The sequence below is a fragment of the Bradyrhizobium sp. CCBAU 65884 genome, assembly GCF_028128835.1.
Lineage (GTDB): Bacteria > Pseudomonadota > Alphaproteobacteria > Rhizobiales > Xanthobacteraceae > Bradyrhizobium > Bradyrhizobium ottawaense.
This window is the reverse complement of the sequence record NZ_LBJU01000119.1, coordinates 121,812-146,443: the sequence shown is the minus strand read 5'-3', so window position 1 is coordinate 146,443 and position 24,632 is coordinate 121,812. Positions and strand designations below refer to the sequence as shown.

The window sequence follows — 24,632 nt, the reverse complement described above, 5'->3', positions numbered from 1 at the left end:
CCGAGCCGTGGTCGGCGTCACTTCGAACCGTCTTTTCGTCGATGGTGTGCATCGCGACTGGTTGCGGCGCAAGTACGTGCAGGCACTCCATCGTCATGCCGGAGTGGCCTGCGTCATATTGCCGACGGTCGACACGGAAGATGCGAGGGAAGAGGTCGCGCCGGCGATCATGCGCCGGCTCGATGGCCTGGTGTTGACAGGTGACGAATCGAACGTCGACCACGACATTCTGAGAGCGCCTGCGTCTTTGACCGAGGCTGACCGGCAGGACGTTGAGGTTGGAATACTGGACCGTCCGCGGGATAGGCTCTCCGGCGTAACGATAGAGAGAGCCATCGCGCTCGGAATGCCTATTCTGGGCATCTGCCGTGGGCTTCAGGAACTCAACGTCTATTTCGGCGGCACACTTCGCCCATCGCTTGCGAAGTGGAGGCCGGAAAGTGGCGCGATGCATGCCGAGAAGCCAGATCGTCCCAGGGACCGTCAGTATGACCCCGCGCACAGCGTCCGGATGTGTTCCGATGGCGCGCTCTTTCCAATCGCGCGGACCCTCGAAGCGCAAGTCAACTCGCTGCACAATCAAGGCATCGAGGCGCTCGCCCCGGCGCTGAGGCGGGAGGCGTGGGCGCCTGACGGTCTGGTGGAGGCGGCTTCGGTCATTGGTGCGCCGACGCTGCAAATGGGGGTGCAATGGCACCCCGAATGGCATGTCTCAACCGACCTCCTCAGCCAGCAACTGTTCAAGGCATTTGGAGAGGCGTGTGTTGGGTACTGCCGTACCAAGAAGTAGTAGAGGCGGATTGTGACATTTCAAAACAAAGGTGGTCCGTGCAAGTCCCTTGGAGCCGGCGCACGCGCCTGGTCAGGCCAGAAAGGTGCTCCGCCGCGCGGGCGCAAAAAGAGCGCGCGATTGACCAATCGCTTCGCTCTCGGAGTGTTCTTTGTGGCGCTTTATGTCGTCGTGAGCGCGGCAGGCGAGGTTTATGCGGCAGCGTATTCTCAGCAAGCAGATACGTTCGTCGCGCTCCTGCTGTCCTTCGCTGTGGTTTGTCTGACGTTCAATCTCATGCCTTGCCGCGAGACAGGCGAGGCAGGCGAGGCAACGGTGGCGAAATGGTCGCTCCTGGTCTTCGTCGCGCTCAATGTCGTGACAGCGATCAGCTGGATCGGCCTATTTATCGGACTGCAATACGCTGAACCTGCGATCGTCGTCGCCTTCATGGTGGCGTTGGGACCCACCGCAACGGTGTGGTTAAACGCACTGATCAGGCGCCAGGGTGCCCCTCCAGCATCCGATATTGTCGTGAGCGTTACGATCGCGACGATCGGGAGTTACATGGTTTGGATCTCGGCCAGCGGCGACGCGGGCGTGGAGTGGGGGGCTCGATCATCATTTGGCATCCTCTTGGCCATCGTGGCCGGCCTATCGCTGGCCCTCACAAATATACTTGTCAAATTGCTGTTCGACCGTGGGTTTTCTGGCCGACAAGTGCTGGCGCATCGCTTCTATGGAACGATTCTCTTGCTGCTGGGGCTGGTCGACCATTCATCTATCGTGCCTGAGATCTCGCAGCATTGGTCTGCGATCACAACAATTGGGCTGTCGACGATCATTGTTCCTTTGCTCCTGATCCAGCAGGGCATTCGCCGCGTCGAGCCCTACACCGTCAACATGGTCCTATCCACCGCTCCTATCATCACCTTTCTGTTCCAGTACTTCGATTCTCGCATCGTGCCTTCGTTACATACGTTCGTTGGAAATGTTCTCATTACGGCTGTCGCTGTTAGCAACATCTACCTGCACTATCGGAGATCCGCATGAAGGAACGAAATTGTGTGATCGTGGACGCGTACTCTACCGGCCGTTTGCTACCGGAAGAATTCAAGCGTTATGGAATTAGAACGGTGCACGTAATGTCGGCCGCGCAGATTCCACCCATATTTCAATCGCATTTCAATGCGGATTTGTATGATGAACTCATTCGTCCCACCCACGGCATGGGGTTTGACGATATCGTTGAATATCATCTTCAGGCTCTCCATGGCAGGAAAGTGGACTTCGCTATCGCAGGCTGCGAGACAGGAGTTGAGCTTGCCGATTCTTTGTCGGAGCGGCTTGGCTTACCTTCAAATGGCACCGCACTATCGGCTGCTCGGCGCGACAAGGCGCGGTTGTCCTACGCGCTAACCTGCGCTGGCGTGCGGTCAATCAGACAAGTTGTGTCCGATAGTGCGGTAGAGATCGCAAGCTGGAAGCGCGAAGCGAAGTTCGACGAGATCGTAATCAAGCCTTTGAACAGCACGGGTACTGAGGATGTATTCTTTTGTTCGGCAGATGCTGATATTCAGCGAGCTGTAAGTGCAATTCTCGGGAAGACGAACCGTGCCGGAGCGTTGAATAGTTTTGCCCTCGGGCAGGAAAAAATAAACGGCCAGCAATATACCGTAAATGCCGTCTCGATCGACGGGGAAGCCTTCATCACGGAGGCCTGGACCTATGACACCGTTCCTGTTGAGGGGGCATCATCGGTCTGCTCACTTGAGCGATTGTTGGAGGGCAGCGAACCAATCGTTCAGGAGCTGTCCGACTACTTGATGCGTGCGTTGCAGGCGCTTCAGATCGTCGACGGACCGGCTCATGCGGAGGTCATAGTCGATCATCGGGGGCCGGTTCTGGTGGACTTCGGAGCACGGCTTCAAGGGACCATGTCGGCAAAGGCACGAACCCAGGCGTTGGGGCACAACCATATGACGCTGACGGCCTGGCGCTACGCGGATCCGAAAGGCTTTGGGGAGTATATGAGGTTGCGCGGGCCCTACAAGCGGCGGGCTCACGCACTATGCGTCTCGCTGATCTCCGATATGAGCGGTGTCGTTGCCGGTTACCCGGGACTCGAAGCAATCCGCAAGCTTCCGAGCTTCGCGGATGCGATTGCATTCGTTGCGATTGGCCAAGAGCTGGTTCCGACCATCGACTTGGTGTCGACACCAGGCATCGTGTATCTCGTGAATAGCGACTTAACTCAGCTCGAGGAGGATTATCGCAAGTTGCGAGCAATGAGGATGGACCAGGTGTTCGATTTACTCACTCAGGATCGCGGCTAATGCGAACTGATGCCAAGTTGACTGGGGCGAATGCAGCCGGCGCCGCGATGATCGGCGTGAGCGACTTCGATGGCGTCCTGCGAGGCAAACACGTCTTAGGTGAAGATCTCTCAGATGGAGATAAAGTTATCAAGTTCTCTGAAGCTGTGCTGGCGTGGGATTGTTCGGACCGGGTCATTCCGGCCAGTTTCACGCAAAAGCCGCTATCAGCATTCGGAGATGCTGATTTGCGTATTCTGTCAGACACCGGCCGCTCGGTGTCTTATGTCGGCGATCAATATCTTTACCTGGCCGAGTTCATGGGCGCACATGAAAACATCTGCCCCCGCGGTATTCTGCGTAAGGTCCTGAGGAGGGCCGCTGACCACGGGTACGTCTGCGCCGCCGGTTTCGAGTTTGAATTTATGTTGTTCAAGGAGAACGCCGACACCATTGAAGATAAGCCGTTCGCCCACTGGGTTCCTTTAACCCGGGGGCCGTTTGGCTATTCGATTGCGCGCTCTGTCGCGCGACATGAGCTGTTCGATGAGATCTTGGCCCTTTGTGAGAAGGCTAGAATACCTCTAAGCGGACTGCACTTTGAAACGGGGCCTGGGGTGGTCGAAGCGTCGCTTCGTCATTGTGATGCGCTGGAAGCTGCTGATCGAGCAACCATATTCAAGTCGATGATAAAAGCGTGGGCGCAAACGCGAGGCATGATGGCTACATTCATGGCCAAGGTTTCCGAGGAATGGCCGGGCCAGTCCGGCCATATTCACATCTCGATGTCCTCGGATGGTGAGAATGCGTTTTACGACAGCGATGCGTCCCGCAACCTCTCAAAGCTTATGACCCAATTCATCGCCGGACAACTAGAGTACATGAATGAATTCTGTGTGCTAGCTGCGCCGAACTTCAATAGCTACAAGAGATTGGTACCTGGCTGCTGGGCACCGATTTCTCCGAGCTGGGGGGTTGACAACCGCTCCTGCGCAGTCCGGGTCATTCCCGGAGAGCCGTCTGCTCACCGGCTGGAGTATAGGCTGGGGGGCGCGGACGTGAACCCTTACCTCGCCCTCGCATGTGCCATTGCTTCCGGCATACTGGGCGTCGAAACAGATGCGGCACTACCGGCTTCGATCGTCGGTGATGCAGGCGTGGAGATGTGTCCTCCGTCCGCGAGACTCCCTCAAAGCCTATCAGAGGCAACATCTCGGTTCGCAAAGTCGGCAGCGGCCTATGATGTCTTCGGAGAAAGGTTTGTTGAAGCCTTTTCTTGCTCCCGACGTTGGGAATGGGACGCCGTTCAACATCGCGTCACCGACTTTGAACGTCGAAGATATTTCGAGATTATTTAGCTTGAGCTCGTCGACACTGTGCACCTCGGTTCCGTCGTCAGCGAATGGCGCTGGAGTCATCGACATTGCGAAGTCTGATGTTGGATGTCGTTCCTGGAGCCAAACTTAAGTTGCTTCTTGACCACACCCAGATAGCGGTGCCGTGGATGAAACATCGCGGCCCGGCCGCTAAAGTCCAGATCCGCTCCTTAGGGTCCCTATAGGCCAATCAGAGATTTCCGGGGATTGCGAGGCACCGCCGTTCGTCGCCTCTGCGTCCTAGAAAGCAAATATATCCCTTGTCATCTCGCTCGACCTGTCGATTACCAGCTCGAAGCTGCTGGCGATTTGGCCGTGTCGGTCACATGACCACGTCGATCGAATCTCCTGATGCGAATCGACGCAATCCGAAAGCACATCGAACTGAATCTTGTATTTTGGCTGACTATAGGCTTTAAGCCCCTCACTCCATGACTTCGGCGTGAGCGGCAAGCCATTCGTGCTGCTTTGCCGCGCTCGACCAAACGTTAAAGGACCGGCGTAGTTCATCCATCTGATCCGTTTTCGTCTCTTAAAGGAGTCTACCATGGCCAAGATGAGCAAAAGCCAGCTAATTGACGCGATTGCTGTAGGAACGCAGATTTCCAAGGCTGACGTAAAGGCCGTGATCGAGCATTTGGCAACTGTAGGCTATAGCGAGTTGAACCAATCCGGTGAGTTCGTCATTCCAGGCTTTGTTAAAATGTCGGTCGTGAACAGACCCGCTACTGAAGCCCGCAGCGGAGTTAATCCGTTCACGAAGGAGCCGATGGAATTCGCGGCCAAGCCCGCCAGTAAATCGGTTAGAGCGTCACCGCTCAAGGCTGCTAAAGACGCGGTCGCGATATGACGATGGCGCTGCCCTCCTCGATGAATTGCAACTGGGCCAGAAGGTGGGGCTGCTCTCGAGAGCCAAACGGATTGCGCTCCGAAAAAAGATCTGCGAAATTGGCACATCCCTATCGACCGATGGTCGTGACGCAAGGTCCGTCAGGGCCGGTGAGATATGCGCCGTAAGGGAGTCAAACGATCACGCAATCGCCTGAATTGAACTCGCGAAGACGCCCTCTGGCGAGCGCTCTGATCATCTGCATCACAATGATCGGACCGGCGTTCAACGCCCCTTTCAACTTGCTCGGGGATTCATGCGCTGGAGGGCGCCGGGTACGACTGAGAGGGCGGTGCCGATTAGGCTCCTTCGATGAAGGCCGCCTTGGAAGCATGGGACCGCGGAGAGCAAGCTTCTTTCATTAAGACGCCGTACAGCAAATTGATGATCCCGAAATTGTGGCCGCGACGATCGCTCGGTCAGAAAAGCCTGCCGCATATGCGCCGCGCCCGCCTGGCCGCGCATCATTCATTACTCTTGAGCACGGCCAGCGAATTGAGGCGTCGCTTCGCGCCATCAGCAATCGATAAGGCCATCTTCTCCGGAAATGCTTTTGGAAGCGCGTTCAGCACCTGATCTATGGTTTTCGCGGCTGTATCGCCGAGCTGCTGGACACGGCCTTCACTGATTTGTCAGGTAGACCGCAGCTTTTCGCGGTTTGCATGAAATGTCGTCCGAGAACCGTGTGGACGACGTAATGCCGGTTGCGGCCCATCGCCATGGCCAGGTTCATTTGGTTTTGGCTGATCTGTCCAGCGTCCAAGCTCGGTTGGGTCGAAATGATGACGTAAAGCGGGGCAAGATGAAAACGTCCGCCTGGCGCCAAATGAATGCTGAAATTTTCGCGTGCCCATCGGTGGCGGCAAGCAACCAGAACACGATCTGCGCCTTGAAAAAAATCGCCTGATCGTCCTCAGGCGTATCGCTGCCCTTGTGGAAATCCGAGATTTTGCGGATTCCGGGTCCGCCGTCGGTTTCATACTTGCGCGCGGGTGGAACGAACAGCGCCTGGCAGCAGTCTTCCTGCGGCAGCCGCAACAGGCGATCATCGCGCGTTCAGGTGCGATCGAACCGGTCAACCGCGAGCACGCGGCGCCCAGCGAAATCGAGGTCGAGAGGCTCCGTCGAGAAAACATGGGTGCGACGAGCCGGCCATGGGTAGGGACGCCGAGCAAACTACCCGACCAGACTTCCTGCAGGTCACGCCTCATGTGCGAATCGACGTGCAAGCCGCTCTCAGCCGCTCTCGGTTCCATAGGCCTTCAAAGTACCACACCCCCATAGGCCGCAGCTGCAAACTATTGATAACACGGGCATTTTAGGAGGGGTGAAGAGTTCCCCACCAGCGCTGGACTGCCGGACAATTTGGGAGCATATTACTTGAATATTGGTTGGGAGCAATCTATATTGCGTGTCTTGGCGAAAAGGACCCTGCAGGATTTTTGGCTGCTTCATCCGGATGCAGAAGAATCGTTGCTTGCTTGGTACCGGGAAGCCGAAGAGGCCGATTGGGATCAACCTGCTGCCGTCAAAGCTCAGTACCGGAGCTGCAGTATTCTGAAAAACCGACGAGTGGTTTTCAATATCAAGGGGAATGCCTACAGGCTCGTAGCTAAAATTAACTACGAACATCGCGTCATCTACATACGATTCGTGGGGACGCATTCGGATTACGACGCGATCGATGTCGATGAGGTTTAAAATGAACATCAAGCCAATTCGAACAGAGGCGGACTATCAAGCTAGTTTGGCACGCGTTGCCGAGCTGATGGATGCGCGCGTCGGTACTCCAGAAGGGAGAGAGCTTGATATCCTGGCGGACTTGATCGAGCTGTACGAATCTAAAACGATCCAGATGGGACATCCAAGCGCAGTTGCTGCGATACAATTTCGGATGGAACAGGGTGGGCTTTCGCAGCGGGACCTGATTCCGTTTATCGGAAGTCGAGCCAAAGTATCGGAAGTGCTTTCTGGAAAGCGACAACTCACGCTTCCTATGGCTCGGGCCTTGCATGAGCACCTAGGGATTCCAAGCGCTGTACTTCTGAAACAGGGGAGCGTCAAAGCAGCCGATGACGATGTCGAATGGACCAAATTTCCCCTTCAAGAAATGGCAAAGCGGGGCTGGATACCAAAGGGGCGTAATCTAAGTGATCATGCCGAAGAGCTCGTTAGGAGCTTAATGAAGCGGGCGGGCTGTACTGATCTTGCAGTCGCCGCCATGTACAGGAAAAATGATTATGCTCGCGCGAATGCCAAGACTGATCAATTCTCGTTGCAAGCTTGGTGCTTGCAACTCTTATCGATGGCAAATGCAGAGCGGCCATCATCCCCATATCGAGCGGGCACAATCACGTTAGACTTTTTACGAAAGATCGCCCGCCTTAGTTGGTCAGCGGAAGGTCCCCGATTGGCCAAAGAATTGCTGGCAAGGAACGGCATTCCACTAATTATTCTTCCCCATCTGCCAAGAACGCATCTCGATGGAGCAGCTATCAAGCTGGATGATGGAACGCCGGTTGTTGGTTTAACGCTTAGATATGATCGGCTTGATAATTTTTGGTTCTGCCTGCTCCATGAGCTTGCCCACGTTGGCCGCCATATGGGGGAGGGAAGTGATGCCAGCTTTGTTGATGATCTAACGCTGCGCAATTCCAGCAGCGTGCGACATGATCCTAGGGAAACTGAAGCTGACGAATGGGCGGAAGAAGCCTGCATTCCGCGCGATACATGGGAGGCAAGCGAAGTGCGGTATCACCCTACGCCCATGGCGGTCGTAAGCTTGGCGAAATCACTGCAGATTCATCCGGCGATAGTCGCTGGAAAAGTTCGCTACGAGCTGAACAACTATCGGCTGCTTACCCACTTTGTCGGATCCGGTGAGGTGCGCCGCCAGTTTGGCGTCGAGGCTTGAGGCGGATTGAACGAAAGAGCGAGGTCTTCGATATCCGGTTTATATCTCCTAAGTGTCCTCGAGGCTGCATGACTTTTGGGACCTGCTCCAACTAATGCAACTCCCGAGTTGGTCGCTAATTGGCTCCTAACAAAGTACCTAAAGCAGCGAGGTGGAGGGTTTAACTACAATCCGTCAATAAGCATAACGTTCGATCTGTTTCGGAGAGCCGTCACAAGAGACGAAGCTATATTGCACTGCCTCACGACCGGAAATCCTAAGGGCCGCAGACAAAACGAAGCGGTCAAACAAGTCACGGAGTATGCGCTAGAAAACGTGTCCACTTGCTATAAAATTGGCTTACGAGCAGTGGCTGTGGGGCGCGTAGCTTTGAGGCAGTGCTCTCCGTGCTAGCCATTCCTAAATTCCTCATTAGTGGGCAACAACAATTGTAGGCGATAGTCATCATCTCTCAAGGGACAATGGGACTCATAGCCCGTAGACCGAAAGTCATCACGGCGGCCTGCTCCCGTGGATGCACGGCTTGATCTTGTGACGCGCGCGAAGACGCTGCTCGCGCGCAGCCTGACTCTCCGTCTTTCTTGATCGTCGGTTTGTGGTGCGGCCGTTGAGAGGAAGAGGGCCGCGCTTCGCTCGTGACGGGTTGCAGTCCCAGAGAGGGTCTTTGGGCCGCCCGTCGCGGAGTATCACCCATGGCTGACGCCGTTCAGAAGATCACCTTGTCATCCTCGCGCGACATTCCCTTCAATAAGCTTGTGCTGAGCCAGTCGAACGTCCGGCGCGTGAAGGCCGGCCTTTCCATCGAGAAGCTGGCTGAGGACATTGCCCGGCGTACTTTGCTCCAGAGCCTCAACGTCCGGCCGGTCCTTAACTCCGAGGGCACAGAGACCGGCATGTTCGAGATCCCGGCCGGCGGACGGCGCTACCGTGCGCTGCAGTTGCTGGTGAAGCAGAAGCGCCTGGCCAAGACCGCGCCGGTGCCTTGTGTTGTCCGCGATCCGGCAACCACCATTCTCGCCGAGGACGACGCGCTTGCGGAGAATATTCAGCGGGGGCCGCTGCATCCGCTTGACCAGTTCCGGGCATTCCAGGCTTTGCGCCAGAAGGGGCAGTCCGAGGAGGATATCGCCGCCGCCTTCTTCACCTCGGTCAACGTCGCGAAGCGGCGCTTGGCCTCGCTTCAGTTTCGCCCGCGCTGCTCGACGTCTATGCCGACGACGGCATGTCGCTCGAGCAGTTGATGGCTTTCACCGTCACCGCGGATCACCGTCGCCAGGAGCAAGTCTGGCAGGCCATCTCCGGCTCTTGGCAGAACGAGCCCTATCAGATCCGCCGCATGTTGACGGAGAAAACGGTGCGCGCCTCCGACCGTCGCGCCATATATGTAGCCATCGCCGCCTACGAGGCGGCCGGTGGGGTGATGCTACGCGACCTGTTCCAATCCGACGACGGCGGCTGGCTGGAGGACATCGCTCTGCTCGATCGTCTGGTCGCCAAGAAGCTGAAGGCAGCGTCGGAAACGATCGCCGCCGAAGGTTGGAAGTGGATCGAGGTTGCGATCGAGTTCCCCTACGGCTATACGCGCGGCTTGCGCGAGCTGGACGGCGTATCCGCCGATCTCACCGCCGAAGAGCAGGCGACCATTGAGGCGCTCGAGGCCGAATATGCCAAACTCGAAGCCGAGCATGACGGCGCCGATGAGCGACCCGACGAGGTGGACCAGCGACTTGGCGAAATTGAGACGGCTCTCGGCGCCTTCAACGATCGAGCAGTGTATCGGGGTACTTCGCCTCTAAGCTTTGGCCTATCTCCGAAAATGCGCTCAAGACCGCATCGATCTCCTCCCGTCCTATTCCTGCGTAGATGACCAACCTTACGTATCGGTCGCCATAAGGGACGACAAGCACGCCCAATTCCGACAAGCGTTGGGTGAGCCTATGCGCGCTTATCTCCTCGGTTCGTAGTTTCACCAAGACGATGTTGGTTTGGAGTGAATCGAGATCGATCGACAACCAAGGGTGTTCGGAGGTGAGCACCATGCCCAAGCGTCGTGCATTTGCATGATCGTCCGTGATGCGCTTCTGCATCGACTTCAGCGCGACGACAGCCGGCGCGGCGACAATCCCAGCTGGACGCCAGTTTCCACCTAACATCCGCCTAACGCGACTAGCGTCCTTGATGAACGCGCTGCTGCCGCAAAGCATCGCTCCTAGCGGGGCACCCAAGGCTTTGTTTAGACTGACCGCAATACTGTCTGCCCCATGCGCGAGTGCCTGAGGGTCACACTTGGCATAGGCGGCAGCATTCCACAATCGCGCTCCATCGAGATGGATGGCGACACCTCGTGGCCGACATTCCTTCTCGATCTGCTGTTGCCAGCCTGATGGCATAACCGTCCCGCCCGCGCGATTGTGGGTATTTTCTAGCGAGACTACGGATACTCGCATGGCCTCGTCGTCACTTTGTTCGAGCGCCAGGGTAAGTTGCTCAGGTGACAAATGTCCACGAACTCCAGCAATTCGAAGCGTGGCCACATTTGAAACACCCGCCGTTGATGTAGCCTCGAACTCCGCGACGTGTGACTCGGCATCCGCGATGATGAAGTCGCCAGCCCGGCAGTGGACCATGAGAGCCGCCTGATTGGCCATCGTGCAGGTCGGAAAGAATAACGCGTCCTGCGTCCCAAGCGTATGCGCTGTCAGTGCTTCCAACTCTCGCACATGCCGGTCCTCGCGCGCACCATAACTCGATGGCGCGCGCGCAGTGGCGATCATTGCTTCGATCATCTCAGGCGTCGGACCCGACAACAGGTCGCTGCGCAAGTCAATCAACGACATCGAATCCTCGGCGGTTAGTGTTGAAGTACCTTGGACAGAAAGTCGCGAGCACGATCGCTCGTATTTCCCGCGAAAAATTGGTCCTTAGCGAGATCGTCGACAATTCGACCCGCATCCATGAATACGATGCGATCGCCAACTCGGCGGGCAAACCCCAGTTCGTGTGTCACAACGATCATGGTCGTCTTTCGCTCCGCGAGTGCCGTCATTACGTCGAGAACTTCATTGATCATTTCCGGGTCCAGCGCGGAAGTCGGCTCGTCGAATAGCATTACCGCCGGCCTGTTCGCGAGTGCTCGCGCGATGGCTACTCGCTGCTGTTGACCGCCAGAAAGTTGTGCCGGGTATTTCTTCGCATGATCAAGCAGGCCAACTTGGCGGAGCAGTTCGGCAGCGCGCTGCTCCGCTTCTTGGCGTGTCATCCGCAGCACGAGCCGCGGTGCTAGCGAGACGTTAGTCATAACATCCATATGAGGATAAAGGTCGAACGCCTGGAAAACCATTCCGGTGGTGGTCCGTAGCTTTTGCAGGTCGGCGCGCCGGTCGCCTACGGAGATTCCATCGACAACAATCCTCCCCTTTTGAAATTCCTCCAGCCGGTTCACACACTTGATAAGGGTGCTCTTTCCGGAACCAGATGGACCACAAACCACGACGACTTGGCCACGCTGAATTTCGGTCGAGCAGGAGTGTAGGACCTGGGTTGTGCCATACCACTTGCTCACGTTCTCAAATTTCACCATCAGGTCAGTTGCGTACGCGGTGTCCCGCTGGTCCACTACCGTTGCCACGTTCGGCTCTCCACAAGAAGGGAAATAGAAAGGCAGATTGCGAGATAAATTCCGGCTGCAAATGTGTACATTTCGATCGGCCGAGCCTCACTTTGTGCGATGATAGAAGTCGACGTGAGGAAGTCATTCAGTGCGACGACATATGCAACGGAGGTGTCCTGGAAGAGGATAATGCATTGCGTCAGCAGAATCGGGGCCATCTTCCTTACGCCTTGGGGCAAGATGATATATTGAAAGCTTTGGCGCAGCGTCAGCCCTGTCGATATGGCTGCCGCCAATTGCCCTCGAGGCACGCTCTGAATGCCCGCACGCATTGTCTCTGAAAAGTAAGCTGCCTCAAATAGGACGAATGCGATCAAGACCGAGAAAAATTGACCGACAGGTCGGCCAATGACCAACGGAACCAAAAAGTAAAACCAAAACACCACGAGCACTAGCGGCACGGAGCGGCAAAGGTTCACGTAGGCAAAAGCCATCAACCGCAATGGCAATGGGCCAAAGAGGCGCGCTAGCACGATGAGCGTGCCTAGTATCGAAGCGCCAATGATCGAAAGCAGAGTAAGCCAGAGCGTAACTTTCATGCCCTCCCAAAGGAAGGCAGCATTCGGTCCAATGATGCCAAAATCCAGGGAGAGCATTAGCTTCGCCCCTTCAGCATTCCGGGAAGACGGGTGGCGTTCTCAACCGGCAAAACAAGCGCCAGCGTAAACAAGCTGATCGCGACGTATAGGAAGGTAGCTGCAGCGAATGCTTCAAATCCGTGAAAAGTAGAGCTTTCGATTTGATGACTGCGAGCGGTGATCTCCAGCACGCCAATCGCAAGTGCAAGTGAGGTGTTCTTGAAAGTAGCGAGGAGCTCCGTCGTCAATGGCGGGATCAGCATGCGCAAACAAATTGGCATCACGATATAGCGACGAATCTGACTAACGGTCAGTCCGCTAGCAAGGGCCGCGGAAATAAACCCCCGTGGCACGGCCTGAATCCCGGCTCGTATCTGCTCACCCATGCGGGCAGCCATATAGAAGCTGAGGCAGATGACGGCAATTGTAACTTCAGGCTCGTACAGATCCCGCTTCACCCAGCGCCCGAGATTTTGGGGCAGGAGCTCCGGAAAGACGTAGAACCACAGGAACATCTGGATCAGCAATGGCACGTTCCGAAAGAGAGCTGTGTAGAGCCAGCCTATTCCGCGCACGGCTCTCGATCGAGCTGTGCGGGCCATACCGACTAAGGTTCCGATTGCGAGCGCCAGGAAGAAGCTCACAGCCGCCATCACAATTGTGAGGCGCAGACCTTCCAGCAGCCATCCAAGCTGCGGCTGCTGGAAGAGAATACTCCAGTTCCAATTGTAGGATAGCATTGGACCGAGCCGCTATTGGGGGACTGCTTGCGCTTGGAAGACCGTCTCGAGCTTCTCGCTCAAAGGAATTCCAAATTGGTCAAACCACTTGTGGTAGAGAGATGCTATCTCTCCCGAGCGAAAGAGCGCGGCCAGCGTCTTGTTGACGGTCAAGCGGAAAGCCGAGTCGTCACGGCGCATCATTAACCCGTACGGCTCGAAGGAGAGGGGGCGGCCGACGACCTCCAGACGGTCGCGCGCGGGCGACTTTTGTCGCAAAGTGTAGAGGATCGCGTCGTCCGAACAAAACGCGTCGGCGCGATCGCTATCGACCGCCAAGAGTCCTTCTGAAAAGTTCGAGATATTTAGGATTTTCACGTTCGGGACCTTTAATTTCTGGACCCATCCGTTGATTACACCAACCGTGTTGGCGCCTTGAGCCAGCGCGACTACCTTGTTGGCAAAATCGTCGATCTCCTTGATACCACTTCCGGTCTTCACCAGACATCGCGTCGATGACACGAAGTGCATCATCGAAAAATCGACTTGCTCCTGCCTGGAGAGAGTGTTCGTCGTTGATCCGCATTCCAGGTCGATTGTTCCATTTGCGAGAAGCGCCATGCGCGTGCTCGAGTTGATTGGAACAAAATTGACTTGCAAGTCTGGCGCGCTGATATCGTGCTTGATTGTATCCACCACGCGCATACAGATATCGATAGCGTAGCCTGCGGGCTTTTTGTTTGCATCGTAGGACGCGAATGGCGGCGAACTTTCGGGAAAGCCGATGACAACTTGCCCCTTGTCTTTCACCTTCTTCAGCGTGCCGTACAGCTCCGCAGCATCGGCCTCTACGGCGCCTGAGATACACCAGATCAAGAGGCCGGTTGCGACCGACCATCGAAGCGCGGACTGCAAGTATGATGCCTTCATTAGACCCCCCCTTCATTTGTCCATTGGCCTAATATTGAACCGCGCATTCGCTTGGAAAGGGATATTTGCTCAACCAGGTCGTGAACAAGAATCACGCCCTATTTGAGCGGCGCGACCTTGGGTTTGATTGAACTCGATCGTCAACTGAAGGGGGCTGGACTTGAAAACTGATCAGCTAGAGCATCTTATATAAGAGCGTCGTGCTCTAGACAGCTGCATGCCCGATTTCGCTCGCCGAGCGACGTCGGCGTCAACTCGATATGTCCAGCGAGCTTCTCCGCGGCGTGTCTCATACTGATGTTCGATGTAGTCCAGCGTTAGGACGACTCCAGCGAGATTCGTTTCGTGCTGTGAGCGGGCCTCTCCCTAAACGATCTCGCCCGGCCCCACATAATTCTGTTTGTTCGAGTGCTGCGCCTCGTCAAGCAGCCATTTTCTAAACAACAAAGAGCGCTGATTGCGGTCATCATCTGGTGTGACGACGTAATAGGCCGGCAGGGTGATTGGGCTTGAAGGGAACGGAAGAATCAATCTCCCTGCGGTGAGTTCTTCCGCCGTGAGCACGGTGCTTTCCAAGATTACGCCGAGAGCCTGCAGGGCCGCCTCGATTGCAAGAAATGAAGGCTTCAACTGTACCTGCCGGACGTCGGTTGGAAGTTCAAGGCCTTGGCTGCGAAACCAGAAATCCCACGAAACGAGGTTTTGATCTGTGCGAATGAGAGTGACGTGGCTAAGGGCCAATGGAGAGTGCAGTCCTGCTGAGTCCCTCAAAATTGGACTACACATTGGCTGAACGCTCTCTGATAGAAACAGCTGCTCCGAGCAATTTGGCAGGCCCTGCGCCCCGTAACAGATCGCCAAATCCAAACCTGGGTCACGAAAGTCGGGTGGGCCCGAGGCGGCTATGATCCTAAGATCGATCTCTGGGTGAGCGCCCATGAAGCGTCCGAGCTTGCTCAGTAGCCATCGTGTAGAAAAAGTGGGTGCACAATGCACAGTCAGACGTTGTCGTCGCGGCTTTCCAAGGACATCAGACGTAACCTCGCCGATCTCCGTAAGTGCTCCTCGAATCTTATTGTAATATCCCGCTCCGGCCGAGGTGAGAACAACACCATCTGGTCTCCGGTCAAATAGACGAAACCCGAATATCTCCTCGAGTTTCGTGATCTGGTGGCTCACCGCTGAGCGTGTCAGGTTCAACTCTTCCGCTGCAGCGGAAAAGCTCAAAAGGCGAGCAGCACATTCAAAGGTATTTAAGGCATTAAGTGAGATGGGCCGGCGAGCCTTACTCATCGTTTCCTCGAATAGGTCAACCGGAAGTCTTCCAGATCAAAGAGCGCAGCTTATAAGCCGCGGCGGCGCCTCGTCAATTCGCTTTTGTTTATGTTTGGGTTGCCCGTCCACGCGACAGGGCAACCAACATCAACTGCATGAAGTTACATCGTGGTTGCAAGCAGAGCAGTAGCATGCACTCAGCCGTACGCTAAGAGAGTGAAGGCCGTGAGGGTAAAAGATCCCTGCCCTTGCGTTGTGCACACAGGGGCCCGTGAGCGAGTCGAACCATTGAAAAGACGATCGAGCAGCCGAACAGTGATAACATCAGACGCAAGTTCTGATCGAGCGAGGCGCGCTGTCTGGCAGAGAGAGAGGAACGTATTCTCCTCCAACCGGCGCCCAAAAAAGAGAGATCGGAGGGGCGGACTGTGTGAGCGGCCAGTGCTAGCGGCCGTGTCCCGTCGCACGAACGTGCACGGATCCTAAAGCATACACCGAAAGATCGCTCTCTCTACAGTGCGCCCATGGTCAGCCGAGACTAGGCCTCCACAGGGAAGGCCGGCGCCAAACGGTCGACGCGGTAGTAGTACGGATCTCTGACCGTTCAGGTTGGAACGCCTCGATTAGCACAGACGCCGCCCTGCATGCTTCGGTACCGCCCCTCGCTAAAATGCCAATGGTAGCGTAGGAGCTCTTCGGGCATGCATGTATTACAATCTGGGCGTCAGCCATCCGCGCCACGGCGAAGAGGCGGCCATCTCCAGGAGACTTATGAAGACGAAAGCACTCTAAAGTTGAGCACGTTGCATCTATCGCCTTAGGAATCGCAACTTCAGCGATGGTCCAAGCGTCTATCTTCGTTGCTCCCCACAGTTCAACGACGAGCTGGTTGCCTCCAGTAAATCGTGTCGCAATCGCTTCGCTGTCACTCACTCAGAGTCCTCATTGATGTGGCGTCCTGGAGATCCGGATCGGCAGCGGCGCAGCGGCGAGCAGCTGGAGCGCTTGAAAGAGGTTCCCACGATAGATTGCACCTCCGAGGAGATGATCTGCGAGACGTTCGGGTGATGGATCGTTGCTCCGACAAGACCAGAAGTGTTCGATCCGCGCACAGCAAGCATTCGGCTAATGTAGGGGCAAGCGGAGCACGCAAATGCTTACGATTGAGCTCTTCGGAGAGGCTACATATACTACTCTCCCGTTCTTCGATGAGCGCGATAGGCAAGCGTTCTGGATACGACTCAGCCCCTTTTTCGTCACCCAACGCATTTGCCTCGCCAGACAAGCTGAGCCGTCGACTTTAAGTTTCTTGCCAAAGGAGTTGCTTGTGCGCTGCTTACTCTGTCGAAGCCGTCCAGTCCCCGGCTCCTAAGCTAGAGTCTCTAAACTTCAGATTCCCTCCATCGGGCATTTCTTAACGCTCCTGGATCGGAATGTACGCTACTTCTTTGCAGCCATTAAATTTCAGCAACGGGTGTATCAGGATGTTGTTGTTGGATTGCTCGATGATGTGTGCTGTCCACCCCGCGAGGCGGCAGAGGGAAAATACCGCCGCGCACAAATCAGCCGGTATGCCGAGAAGCTTGTACGAAACCGAACCGTAAAAATCGTCGTTGATGTGAATGCCGTGTCTTCCGTAGGGTTTCATCTCCTCGGCGAGAACGTTTAGAATCTGGAGATGGTGCGGCTCGGCCCTTAGCTGCGATAGGATCTCGACATGCCGGCGCAGATGGCGCGCGCGCGGGTCCTCCGTCTTGTAAGCGCGGTTGCCAAATCCAAGAATGCGCTCGCGGCGGCGTCGGCGCTCTCTTACGAACTTCAGGACTCTATCTGGTGAGCCGATCTCCTCGACCATGGCGGCAACTCCATCCATCGCGCCGCCATGTAAGACACCCTCGAAGCAAGCGAGCGCACCCGCTACGGCAGCGTGATAGCTCGACTTGGCGCTCGCAATCACCCTTGCTGTGAACGTGGAAGCATTCGCACCAAGCTCAGCGTGCAGGATAAAATCCTCATCTAGTACTGTGGCCTCTTCCCGCGTCGGAAGGGTACCCTTTAGCATCCACAGGAAGTTGGCAGCGTGAGGGAGTTCATCATTGGGTCGGGGGAGCGCTCGCCCCTCCCGTTGGGCGTGATGTGTCGCTACAGCGACAGCCATTTGGGAGAGTAAGCGTATCGATTTTCGTTGTAGAGCTTCTGTACGATTATCTGCACCGTCCGGGTCGAGTGCAACAAGCGCAGATACTGTTGTGCGCAGGGCATCCATTGGATGCGCGAGCTTCATTTCGGCCAGAAGATCGATGACTGTGGGAGGAAGTGACCGGGCTGCTTTCAGTGCTCGCTGAAACTCATCGAGCTCGCTCGCTGTTGGGAGCTTGCCGAAAATCAGGAGAAATGCTGTCTCTTCAAAGGTCGAATGTGCGACAAGGACGTCAATCGAGTGACCACGGACAGAGAGTGTCCCGTTCCTCGCGTCGACATCAGAAACTGTTGTTCGATCGACATAAACTCCCATCAGCCCACGATGCATTGTAGAAGTGCGAATGGAATTGTCACTGTTCATTGAGAAGCGCTCTGGTGGGACATTACGGCCGAGTGAGACGCCTGCAGCCGATCGAGAATGACCTCCGTGTCAGTCCCAAAGTGCTCTATCAGCGCGTATACCCAGCGTTCAACGCCGAATCCGATGCAGCCGGTATGTGCGGGTTGACCCTCGATAGTTATACCGCAGCGCTCACCAAAGAAGCGACGATGATAGTTAAGCGAGGCGATCGCCAGCGTCCCGTTGAATAAAAGCTCTTCCTTGGTCGGAAAGATGCGCGTTGCGCGGGCTGCGGTGCTGGCCTTGTCAAAGAATGGGTCGGAGGCATGCTTAACCTCAATGGTCAGACCCAAATCACCCAGGAATTCAAGTGCAATCGCTCGATACTTTCGAAGGTAAGTCTTGATGTCCTCGTCACGCCCGACGAATACAATTTCACGCAACGTGAAGGCCCGAAGCCGTCTCAGTCCCTGGTAATGGTCTTCATTGCGGAAGCAATTGGCTACGGTTGTAACGCAGCGAGTAGCGCTGAGGTGCTGACCGCGCATACTGAGGTAGACGTTATAGCACGCGGCAGGAGGAAGGCAAAATGCCGCACTCTGCAACTGACGATGATCGAGGCGCAGTAGGTCGTCTTGTCTTTTGCTAAAGTCCGCGCAAGCCGACTCGCTTATGGCGCACGCGCAGAGTGCGAGATGCGGGAAGTTTCGGAAGTAGTTCAGGCGGTCAAGATCCGCGATAGGGATAAGCGATGGATACCGAATATTTGTCGCTGGGATGAAGCTCGCCCAATCCAGGAAGATAACCTCGAGTTGCTGGATAATCGCGTGTCCGCGGTCCGTAAACGTCGCCATGCCACCTGAAGTCGAGAATAGCGTCTCAATAGAGGGCGCCGGCTTTGTTGGGTTATTTCGCGTTGTATTGGGCGCGGGTTTTAACTCGTTGTTCTTCATGAGATCCGTCGAACGTAAGGGATTGCTGTTTCTTTTAGCGTCAGCGAAGAGCCGGCGAGGTTGCGAACTCAACGCGTCCGAACACAATGTTGGAGGTCTAGCCCGAGAGCGCTCTCGCGTCGAATGGCAGGCGAGGATCAGCTTGATTTGATCGGAACGGCGATTCCTCTTTCACTCATGACAAGCAGCCGGCATAACGCCGTCCCGCATTGTTCGCTATGTTCGCGTGGTCGCCGAGAACTGGCAGCTGATTGCGCTCTCTGCTTCATCGAGGTGCCGCTCTCGACCACTTTGCGGTTGGCCCTAAATGTTGCATCGGAATGCTCCATCTTGTCTGCGTGACCTTTCTACTTGTGCATGTTTGCGCCGACCAAGGCGACCGAAGCGCCAAAAAATATCAAGCCAGAACCGAGCCACATCGCAAGTGTAGGAGTGGTGTCGAAGCACAACACGTCAATTGCCAAGCAGGCTGGAAGACGAACGAAGTCGAATGGAGCCGCGCGCGAAAGGCGAACGCGAGCGTAGCCGCTGACGAGTGCGACTTGAGCGAGTACAGCGACAATCGCAAGGAGCAGCAACAATGCCCAATCGGCGGGAGATGGCCAGACCCAAACAGGAATTGCGATCGGGAAGCCGATAACTGAACTCCATAGCATAAAGCTAAGGGACATTTGTCCGGGCCCGGCCGTGTTTGCTAGGCGCCTTACCATCAGAATCGCAAGACTGTCGAGGATAGCTCCGACCAATCCAACGACCACCCAGATGTCGAGATCGGCCAAGCCCGGTTGATTTATAATAAGCGCTCCTAAGAACCCCATAGTTGCGGCACTTCCAGTGGCAAAGCCATGAGTTTCCTTCAAGAGTAGTGTGGAAAGCAGCATGCAATAGATCGGTGACGTGTAGGATATCGATGAAGCCAAAGTGAGTGGGAGCTTTGACGAACAAGTAGCGAATGCTGCGAAGCCGCCGTAGCCGAGCGCTGATCTGAGAAAGTGCTCCTTCGAAACGTAAGCTCGGAAGTTTAGGCGACTATGTCTAGGGACAATAAAGAAGAGCAGCGGTGCAGATATCAAGCTCCGCAGGACGACGACCTCAAGGGGCGAAAGAGTCCTGGTTACAATTTTGATGATAGCTGCCATCGCAACCGACATCAGGCCGGCGAAAATAACATTCGCTATCCCGCTGAGCTCTGAATTCCGGATCATCTGTTCAAGCGAAAAGCATCATCAAAATTGAGGAGGCGCAACGCGCAAGGTTATGCCAGCTACCTGTCCGCGCTCAAAATTCCAGCCAACCGGCGAGTTCAATCTGAGAGTCGGGCTGGCCCCAACGCGTCGGGCGTAAGAGCGCCTTCGGCATAGCGGGGGGGGCAGTGCTCTTCGATGTCGCCTGAGCGGGGAGGAGTGTTCGGGCACAAAGGGTGTCCTTATCTTAGAGAATGTGCTGGCATTGGGGGCGTTGAAGTTCTCGCCCGTTACTGTCAGGACACGCTTTCGCCATCAACTACCAGAAATGGTAGGCCTCGCCGGCTCGTGATGCTTTTAGACCCGCCGCTGTGCCGAGTGGATTCAAAGTCTCAACATTGCCTTCGCGCTGAGTGCCTGCTCGTTGCAGCGCAATAGTAGGCCGGCATTGCTTCGTGCAGGATGCTTTTTTGCTGCGCATCCCGAGTGCCACGACGATCTGTTAGCGACTCGTTAGCGGATCGAGTATGGCTTGAGTTCTCATCGGCTTGACCGCCAGCGCAGCAAGCGACAGGCGTCCGCGCGTATTCAGTCTTCAAGTGCTGCCGAAGGGTGCATCGAATGAGAGAGATAGGAGCTCTATCCCCGAAAAACCGTACATCAGCGCCGAGCGTTTGTTCGGCTTGCAAGCACGTTTCTAATCGAAAAGCTCGAATGAATGCGTGAGACGCCTGGAAGTGTCGAGAGGACTTCCTTGTGGATCCGCTCAAACTCAACAGCGTTGGCTGCTTCCACTCGCAGGAAGTAATCCGCTCCCCCAGTCATGAGGTAGCATTCCTGAATCTCCGGATGCTTGCGTACCGCAGTCTCAAATTTATTTAGATACTCTACTGTCTGCCTTTCCAGCGTAATGTTGATCAGCACGGCAAGACCCTGTGAGTCGCCACCGGTCTCGACGAGTGCCGTGTACCCGCGAATGACGCCGGCCTTCTCGAGCAGCTTGATTCGTCGCAGACACGCCGAAGGAGAAAGCCCAACTTCCTCCGCCAGGTTTACATTGCTCACCCGGGCGTTCACGCGGAGCGCGCGCAAGATGTTGCGATCTATGCTGTCCATGGGCGTACGGTTTATGCGAAAAAGTTAGAAGATCGTCCGAATGTGTAGCAGCTATGAAATAATCGAGCAAGGAATGCGCGGCACTTGCTCGATTGTTGCGCTAAGCCTTTCTTCGTGAACAGCGAAGAGGCATTGGAGCGGACTGCTCCCCAGGGGTTTTGGATGGGAAAGCACAGGGCTTTTCCGGCAACATGAACGTCGATTTGGCGGCGCTGCGCCGGAACTTCGAGCGCATTGCATCGATGGCGACTCCAGCTCGCGTGGCGGGAGTGGTCAAAGCCGATGCTTATGGCTTGGGTGCCATCCGAATGGCGGCATCTCTGCTTGACGCCGGCTGCAGACACGTTTTCGTGGCATGCGGAGGAGGCCATTGCATTGCGGCCTCATCTTTCGAGGGACGCGCAGCTCTTTGTCCTGAAAGGCCTGTTACCCGGTGCGGAGGCTGTTTGCGCTGTGCCTCAAGTCATTCCTGTCATCAACTCCGTCACTCAGCTTTATCGTTGCCGTAGCCAGGCATGCATCGAGGGTCGACGTCTCCCTGCTGTTCTACAATTCGATACCGGCATGTCACGGCTCGGCTTTGCGCCCGCTGAACGCGCTGCGGTACGCATGGAAATGGCGCAATCGCCGGAACCGAGATTCTCTACGTCATGAGCCATCTCGCCTCCGCAGATGAGCCCGCCAAAGCGCAAAACGTCTCGTCAGCTCGCAGAGATGCAGATGGTCCTAAAGGAATTCGGGCCGGTGCCATCCTGCTTCGCCAACTCCGCTAGCGTGCTGATGGGTAAGGCTTATCACGGCTCTCTCGTTCGTCCAGGGATCGCGCTCTATGGCGGTGCGGCGCAGGTGAATGCCGCCAATCCGATAGAGCCCGTCATCAATCTCTCCATCGCGGCTGCGCAAACCCGCACGGTCCCGGGCGGGGCTATGGTCGGCTACAGTGGCGCTCATGTGGCTACCGGCAGTACCCGGCTTGCTACACTTTCCTCCGGCTATGCTGACGGGCTACCACGCAGCCTGAGCGGTCGCGGAGCTGTCTACTTCCACGGTGAACGTCTGCCTATCGTGGGGCGAGTCTCGATGGACAGTATGACAGTCGACATCTCCAACCTGCCGGATGACGCACTCGATCTCGGAAGCCTCGTCGAAGTGATCGGTCCTCCTCAGACCCTCGAAATGCTGGCGGCTGACGCCTCTCCTACGAAATTCTCACCGGCCTGGGTCGTCGCTTCCTCCAAAGCTATTGCTGAAGGTTAACCGCAGATGAGCCGGCATCATCAAACAAGTCATTGGAGTTGATAATGAAAGTCACAATTCTAGGCGCTGGCGTTATCGGCGTCACAACCGCATATCAACTTGCGAAGCTCGGGCACGAAGTCGTCGTTCTCGATAGGCAGTCGGGTCCGGCGCTGGAAACGAGTTTCGCAAATGCGGGGGAGGTGTCCTTTGGTTACTGTTCGCCGTGGGCTGCCCCTGGAATCCCTACGAAGGCCGTCAAGTGGATGCTCATGCGGCATCCGCCACTGATCCTCCGTCCGAACCTTGATGCAGCCATGATCTCTTGGCTCTTCCGCATGCTATCCAACTGCACGGCCAGCCGATATGCGCTCAACAAAGGACGGATGCTGCGCCTGGCCGACTACAGTCGCATGGCGCTTGCCGAGGTGAGGGGGGAGGCCTCGTTGAACTATGACGAGCGCATGCAGGGAACCCTGCAGCTGTTTCGAACTCAGCAGCAGCTCGATGCATCAGCAAAGGATGTGCAGGCTCTTGCGGCAGATGGCGTTCCTTTCGAGGTACTCGATCGCGATGGTTGTGTTCGGGCCGAACCCGCATTGCGCTACGTTTGGGATCGAATAGTTGGAGGGCTTTTAACTCCGAAGGACGAGACCGGCGACTGCTTCAAGTTCACCAATGCGCTGGAGCAAAAAGCCGTGGCGTTGGGCGTTGACTTTCGTTACGGACATTTAATCAATGGACTGGACGTCGAAACGGGTCGAGTGCGTGGTGTGATCACCGATCGTGGAACTATTCGGTCGGATGCGGTAGTTGTCGCACTCGGAAGCTATTCACCTCTTCTCCTCAAGAAGATCGGAATCAAGCTGCCAGTCTTTCCTGTCAAAGGGTACTCGCTGACAATTCCAATCACCGACGCTTCGCGAGCTCCCGAGTCGACGGTCATGGATGAGACATACAAGATTGCGATTACCCGTCTCGGAAATCGAATTCGTGTCGGCGGGATGGCTGAAATCTCAGGTTACACGAATGACCTCGTCGATGCACGTCGGCGGACCCTGGAATATTCCGTGATGGATTTATTTCCCGGTGGAGATCCCAAGAGCGCATCCTTCTGGTCAGGCCTACGACCGATGACTCCCGACGGCACCCCAGTCATCGGCCGGACGAAGATCAGAAATCTATTCTTGAATACCGGGCATGGCACTCTCGGTTGGACAATGAGCTGCGGTTCTTCGCGGGTCATAGCGGACCTTGTCTCGGGCCGCAAACCCGACATCGAAACAGAGGATCTCGGACTAGGGCGCTACCAATAGTTCTGTACAGAGGAACTGCTTTTGCAGAGCGATCTAAAGTGCGGATCGCGACCGAGCCTCTTCCACGGCGCTCATTCGATAATGTAGAGCGGGCTTCGCACAAGGCTCAACGTCAGAGCGAAGAATGGCGCACCTCACACGATTCGAACGTGTGGCCTTCGCCTTCGGAGGGCGACGCTCTATCCAGCTGAGCTATGGGTGCTGACTGCTTGCGCAGTGCTTCCGCGAAATGTTTGTGAGAGTGAAGCGACGAACGTCAGTCTCGCAAGTCCTTGTAGTTCCAATCCTTTTTCCGCTCCTGCTTTCGCAAAGAACTGGCTTGACACCTGCCTTCGGAGGGCATCGGTCAGGCTACGCCGCCAATCGAGGAATAGCTCTCTCGACCAATCGCAAGAATCGGGTGTTGCGTGCCCCGCAACCAACGAGCGCTGCGAAAGCAAGCTTCGGTGCTTGGGCGCGGCAATCGCCCGGCGGCTCTCGAAATTCCACTGGCACGGTCAAAGCCTATGGCGAGTTGCTTGTGTCCGGCTGTTTTCTCGGGCAGGCCATTCCATTTGCATGCGCTGCTTCAGCGCCTCCTTCGCTTCAATGCCAGCGCTTCCCGTGGCGGCATCTATGACCTTGATCGCCCTGACTCGGCACGGCGTGCCTCCACCGTCACGCGACCAATCATCCGTCGCCGCCGGTAGGCGGCTGATGCCACCTGGAGCGGACTTTCGGACGACGACGACATGATATCTTGAAAACGCGACCGCTTGCCATCTACAGCCATTCGCTTTTCCTATCGCACGTAGAAGAAACGCCTAATGGCTCTAACGTCGCCTTTCATGAGAATTGGGACGCGCGAAAT

General features: G+C 56.0%; 22 protein-coding genes, 1 tRNA gene and 2 pseudogenes. 12 read left to right on the top strand and 13 right to left on the bottom strand.

Annotated elements, in window-relative coordinates:
• Positions 1-7 precede the first annotated feature (7 nt).
• From XI03_RS20975 to XI03_RS20950, 6 genes are all read left to right on the top strand, one after another.
• Positions 8-790, top strand: coding sequence for a gamma-glutamyl-gamma-aminobutyrate hydrolase family protein (locus XI03_RS20975; protein ID WP_271593140.1), 783 nt, complete (start codon positions 8-10; stop codon positions 788-790).
• A gap of 120 nt (positions 791-910) precedes the next feature.
• Positions 911-1,822, top strand: coding sequence for a DMT family transporter (locus XI03_RS20970; RefSeq protein WP_271593139.1), 912 nt, complete (start codon positions 911-913; stop codon positions 1,820-1,822).
• Positions 1,819-3,105: an ATP-grasp domain-containing protein gene (locus tag XI03_RS20965; protein ID WP_271593138.1), complete on the top strand. Its 1,287-nt coding sequence runs from the start codon at positions 1,819-1,821 to the stop codon at positions 3,103-3,105. Before XI03_RS20970 ends, XI03_RS20965 begins: the two co-directional genes overlap by 4 nt.
• A complete protein-coding gene (locus XI03_RS20960; protein ID WP_271593137.1) occupies positions 3,105-4,442 on the top strand; it encodes a glutamine synthetase family protein in 1,338 nt (445 codons plus the stop codon). Before XI03_RS20965 ends, XI03_RS20960 begins: the two co-directional genes overlap by 1 nt.
• Positions 4,443-5,007: 565 nt before the next feature.
• Positions 5,008-5,310, top strand: a complete 303-nt coding sequence (locus XI03_RS20955) for an HU family DNA-binding protein (protein ID WP_271593136.1) — start codon at positions 5,008-5,010, stop codon at positions 5,308-5,310.
• A gap of 351 nt (positions 5,311-5,661) precedes the next feature.
• The gene (locus XI03_RS20950) at positions 5,662-5,925 is read left to right on the top strand and encodes a hypothetical protein (protein WP_271593135.1); all 264 of its coding nucleotides are present in this window, start codon (positions 5,662-5,664) and stop codon (positions 5,923-5,925) included.
• 153 nt (positions 5,926-6,078) lie between these two features.
• Here the strand turns inward: XI03_RS20950 and XI03_RS20945 are convergent, their stop codons facing one another.
• A complete protein-coding gene (locus XI03_RS20945; protein ID WP_271593134.1) occupies positions 6,079-6,387 on the bottom strand; it encodes a HipA domain-containing protein in 309 nt (102 codons plus the stop codon).
• A 342-nt stretch (positions 6,388-6,729) separates the two neighbouring features.
• On the opposite strand from XI03_RS20945, the gene XI03_RS20940 reads away from it, so the two are divergent.
• From XI03_RS20940 to XI03_RS20930, 3 genes and pseudogenes are all read left to right on the top strand, one after another.
• Positions 6,730-7,050, top strand: a complete 321-nt coding sequence (locus XI03_RS20940; protein ID WP_271593133.1) for a type II toxin-antitoxin system HigB family toxin — start codon at positions 6,730-6,732, stop codon at positions 7,048-7,050.
• Position 7,051: 1 nt separating this feature from the next.
• Complete coding sequence (locus tag XI03_RS40305) at positions 7,052-8,263, top strand: hypothetical protein (protein ID WP_333936091.1); 1,212 nt, start codon at positions 7,052-7,054, stop codon at positions 8,261-8,263.
• A gap of 692 nt (positions 8,264-8,955) precedes the next feature.
• Positions 8,956-10,037 (top strand): annotated as a pseudogene (locus XI03_RS20930) (ParB/RepB/Spo0J family partition protein); the annotation flags it as partial.
• Here the strand turns inward: XI03_RS20930 and XI03_RS20925 are convergent.
• The 11 genes from XI03_RS20925 to XI03_RS20880 form a co-directional block, all read right to left on the bottom strand.
• Positions 10,021-11,100, bottom strand: a complete 1,080-nt coding sequence (locus tag XI03_RS20925) for a threonine aldolase family protein (RefSeq protein WP_271593132.1) — start codon at positions 11,098-11,100, stop codon at positions 10,021-10,023. The pseudogene XI03_RS20930 and the gene XI03_RS20925 sit on opposite strands and share 17 nt — an antisense overlap.
• A gap of 14 nt (positions 11,101-11,114) precedes the next feature.
• The gene (locus XI03_RS20920; RefSeq protein WP_271593163.1) at positions 11,115-11,843 is read right to left on the bottom strand and encodes an amino acid ABC transporter ATP-binding protein; all 729 of its coding nucleotides are present in this window, start codon (positions 11,841-11,843) and stop codon (positions 11,115-11,117) included.
• A gap of 35 nt (positions 11,844-11,878) precedes the next feature.
• The gene (locus XI03_RS20915) at positions 11,879-12,529 is read right to left on the bottom strand and encodes an amino acid ABC transporter permease (protein WP_271593131.1); all 651 of its coding nucleotides are present in this window, start codon (positions 12,527-12,529) and stop codon (positions 11,879-11,881) included.
• On the bottom strand, positions 12,529-13,251 hold the full coding sequence (locus tag XI03_RS20910; protein WP_271593130.1) for an amino acid ABC transporter permease: 723 nt from the start codon (positions 13,249-13,251) through the stop codon (positions 12,529-12,531). Before XI03_RS20910 ends, XI03_RS20915 begins: the two co-directional genes overlap by 1 nt.
• A gap of 12 nt (positions 13,252-13,263) precedes the next feature.
• The gene (locus XI03_RS20905) at positions 13,264-14,160 is read right to left on the bottom strand and encodes an amino acid ABC transporter substrate-binding protein (RefSeq protein ID WP_271593129.1); all 897 of its coding nucleotides are present in this window, start codon (positions 14,158-14,160) and stop codon (positions 13,264-13,266) included.
• A 366-nt stretch (positions 14,161-14,526) separates the two neighbouring features.
• Positions 14,527-15,453 (bottom strand): LysR family transcriptional regulator, encoded by a 927-nt coding sequence (locus tag XI03_RS20900; protein ID WP_271593128.1) that lies wholly within the window; start codon positions 15,451-15,453, stop codon positions 14,527-14,529.
• Positions 15,454-15,963: 510 nt separating this feature from the next.
• Complete coding sequence (locus tag XI03_RS40555) at positions 15,964-16,368, bottom strand: S-adenosylmethionine decarboxylase (RefSeq protein WP_442869727.1); 405 nt, start codon at positions 16,366-16,368, stop codon at positions 15,964-15,966.
• Between the two features lie 481 nt (positions 16,369-16,849).
• Entirely contained in the window at positions 16,850-17,998 is a 1,149-nt protein-coding gene (locus tag XI03_RS20895; protein ID WP_271593127.1) for a citrate/2-methylcitrate synthase, read from the bottom strand.
• Entirely contained in the window at positions 17,995-18,930 is a 936-nt protein-coding gene (locus tag XI03_RS20890; RefSeq protein WP_271593126.1) for an aminoacyl--tRNA ligase-related protein, read from the bottom strand. The genes XI03_RS20895 and XI03_RS20890 overlap by 4 nt, the downstream gene beginning before the upstream one ends.
• A gap of 347 nt (positions 18,931-19,277) precedes the next feature.
• A complete protein-coding gene (locus tag XI03_RS20885) occupies positions 19,278-20,135 on the bottom strand; it encodes a DMT family transporter (protein WP_271593125.1) in 858 nt (285 codons plus the stop codon).
• Between the two features lie 639 nt (positions 20,136-20,774).
• Entirely contained in the window at positions 20,775-21,230 is a 456-nt protein-coding gene (locus tag XI03_RS20880; RefSeq protein WP_271593124.1) for an Lrp/AsnC family transcriptional regulator, read from the bottom strand.
• A gap of 191 nt (positions 21,231-21,421) precedes the next feature.
• On the opposite strand from XI03_RS20880, the pseudogene XI03_RS40550 reads away from it, so the two are divergent.
• From XI03_RS40550 to XI03_RS20870, 3 genes and pseudogenes are all read left to right on the top strand, one after another.
• Positions 21,422-22,007, top strand: a pseudogene (locus XI03_RS40550) (alanine racemase); the annotation flags it as partial.
• Positions 22,008-22,010: 3 nt separating this feature from the next.
• Positions 22,011-22,487 carry an alanine racemase gene (locus tag XI03_RS40290; RefSeq protein ID WP_333936096.1) on the top strand — a complete coding sequence of 159 codons (477 nt, stop codon included), beginning with the start codon at positions 22,011-22,013 and terminating at the stop codon, positions 22,485-22,487.
• 44 nt (positions 22,488-22,531) lie between these two features.
• Complete coding sequence (locus XI03_RS20870; RefSeq protein ID WP_271593123.1) at positions 22,532-23,782, top strand: D-amino acid dehydrogenase; 1,251 nt, start codon at positions 22,532-22,534, stop codon at positions 23,780-23,782.
• Between the two features lie 125 nt (positions 23,783-23,907).
• On the opposite strand, the gene XI03_RS20865 is transcribed toward XI03_RS20870, so the two are convergent.
• Positions 23,908-23,984 (bottom strand) — tRNA-Arg (locus tag XI03_RS20865).
• Positions 23,985-24,632 lie beyond the last annotated feature (648 nt).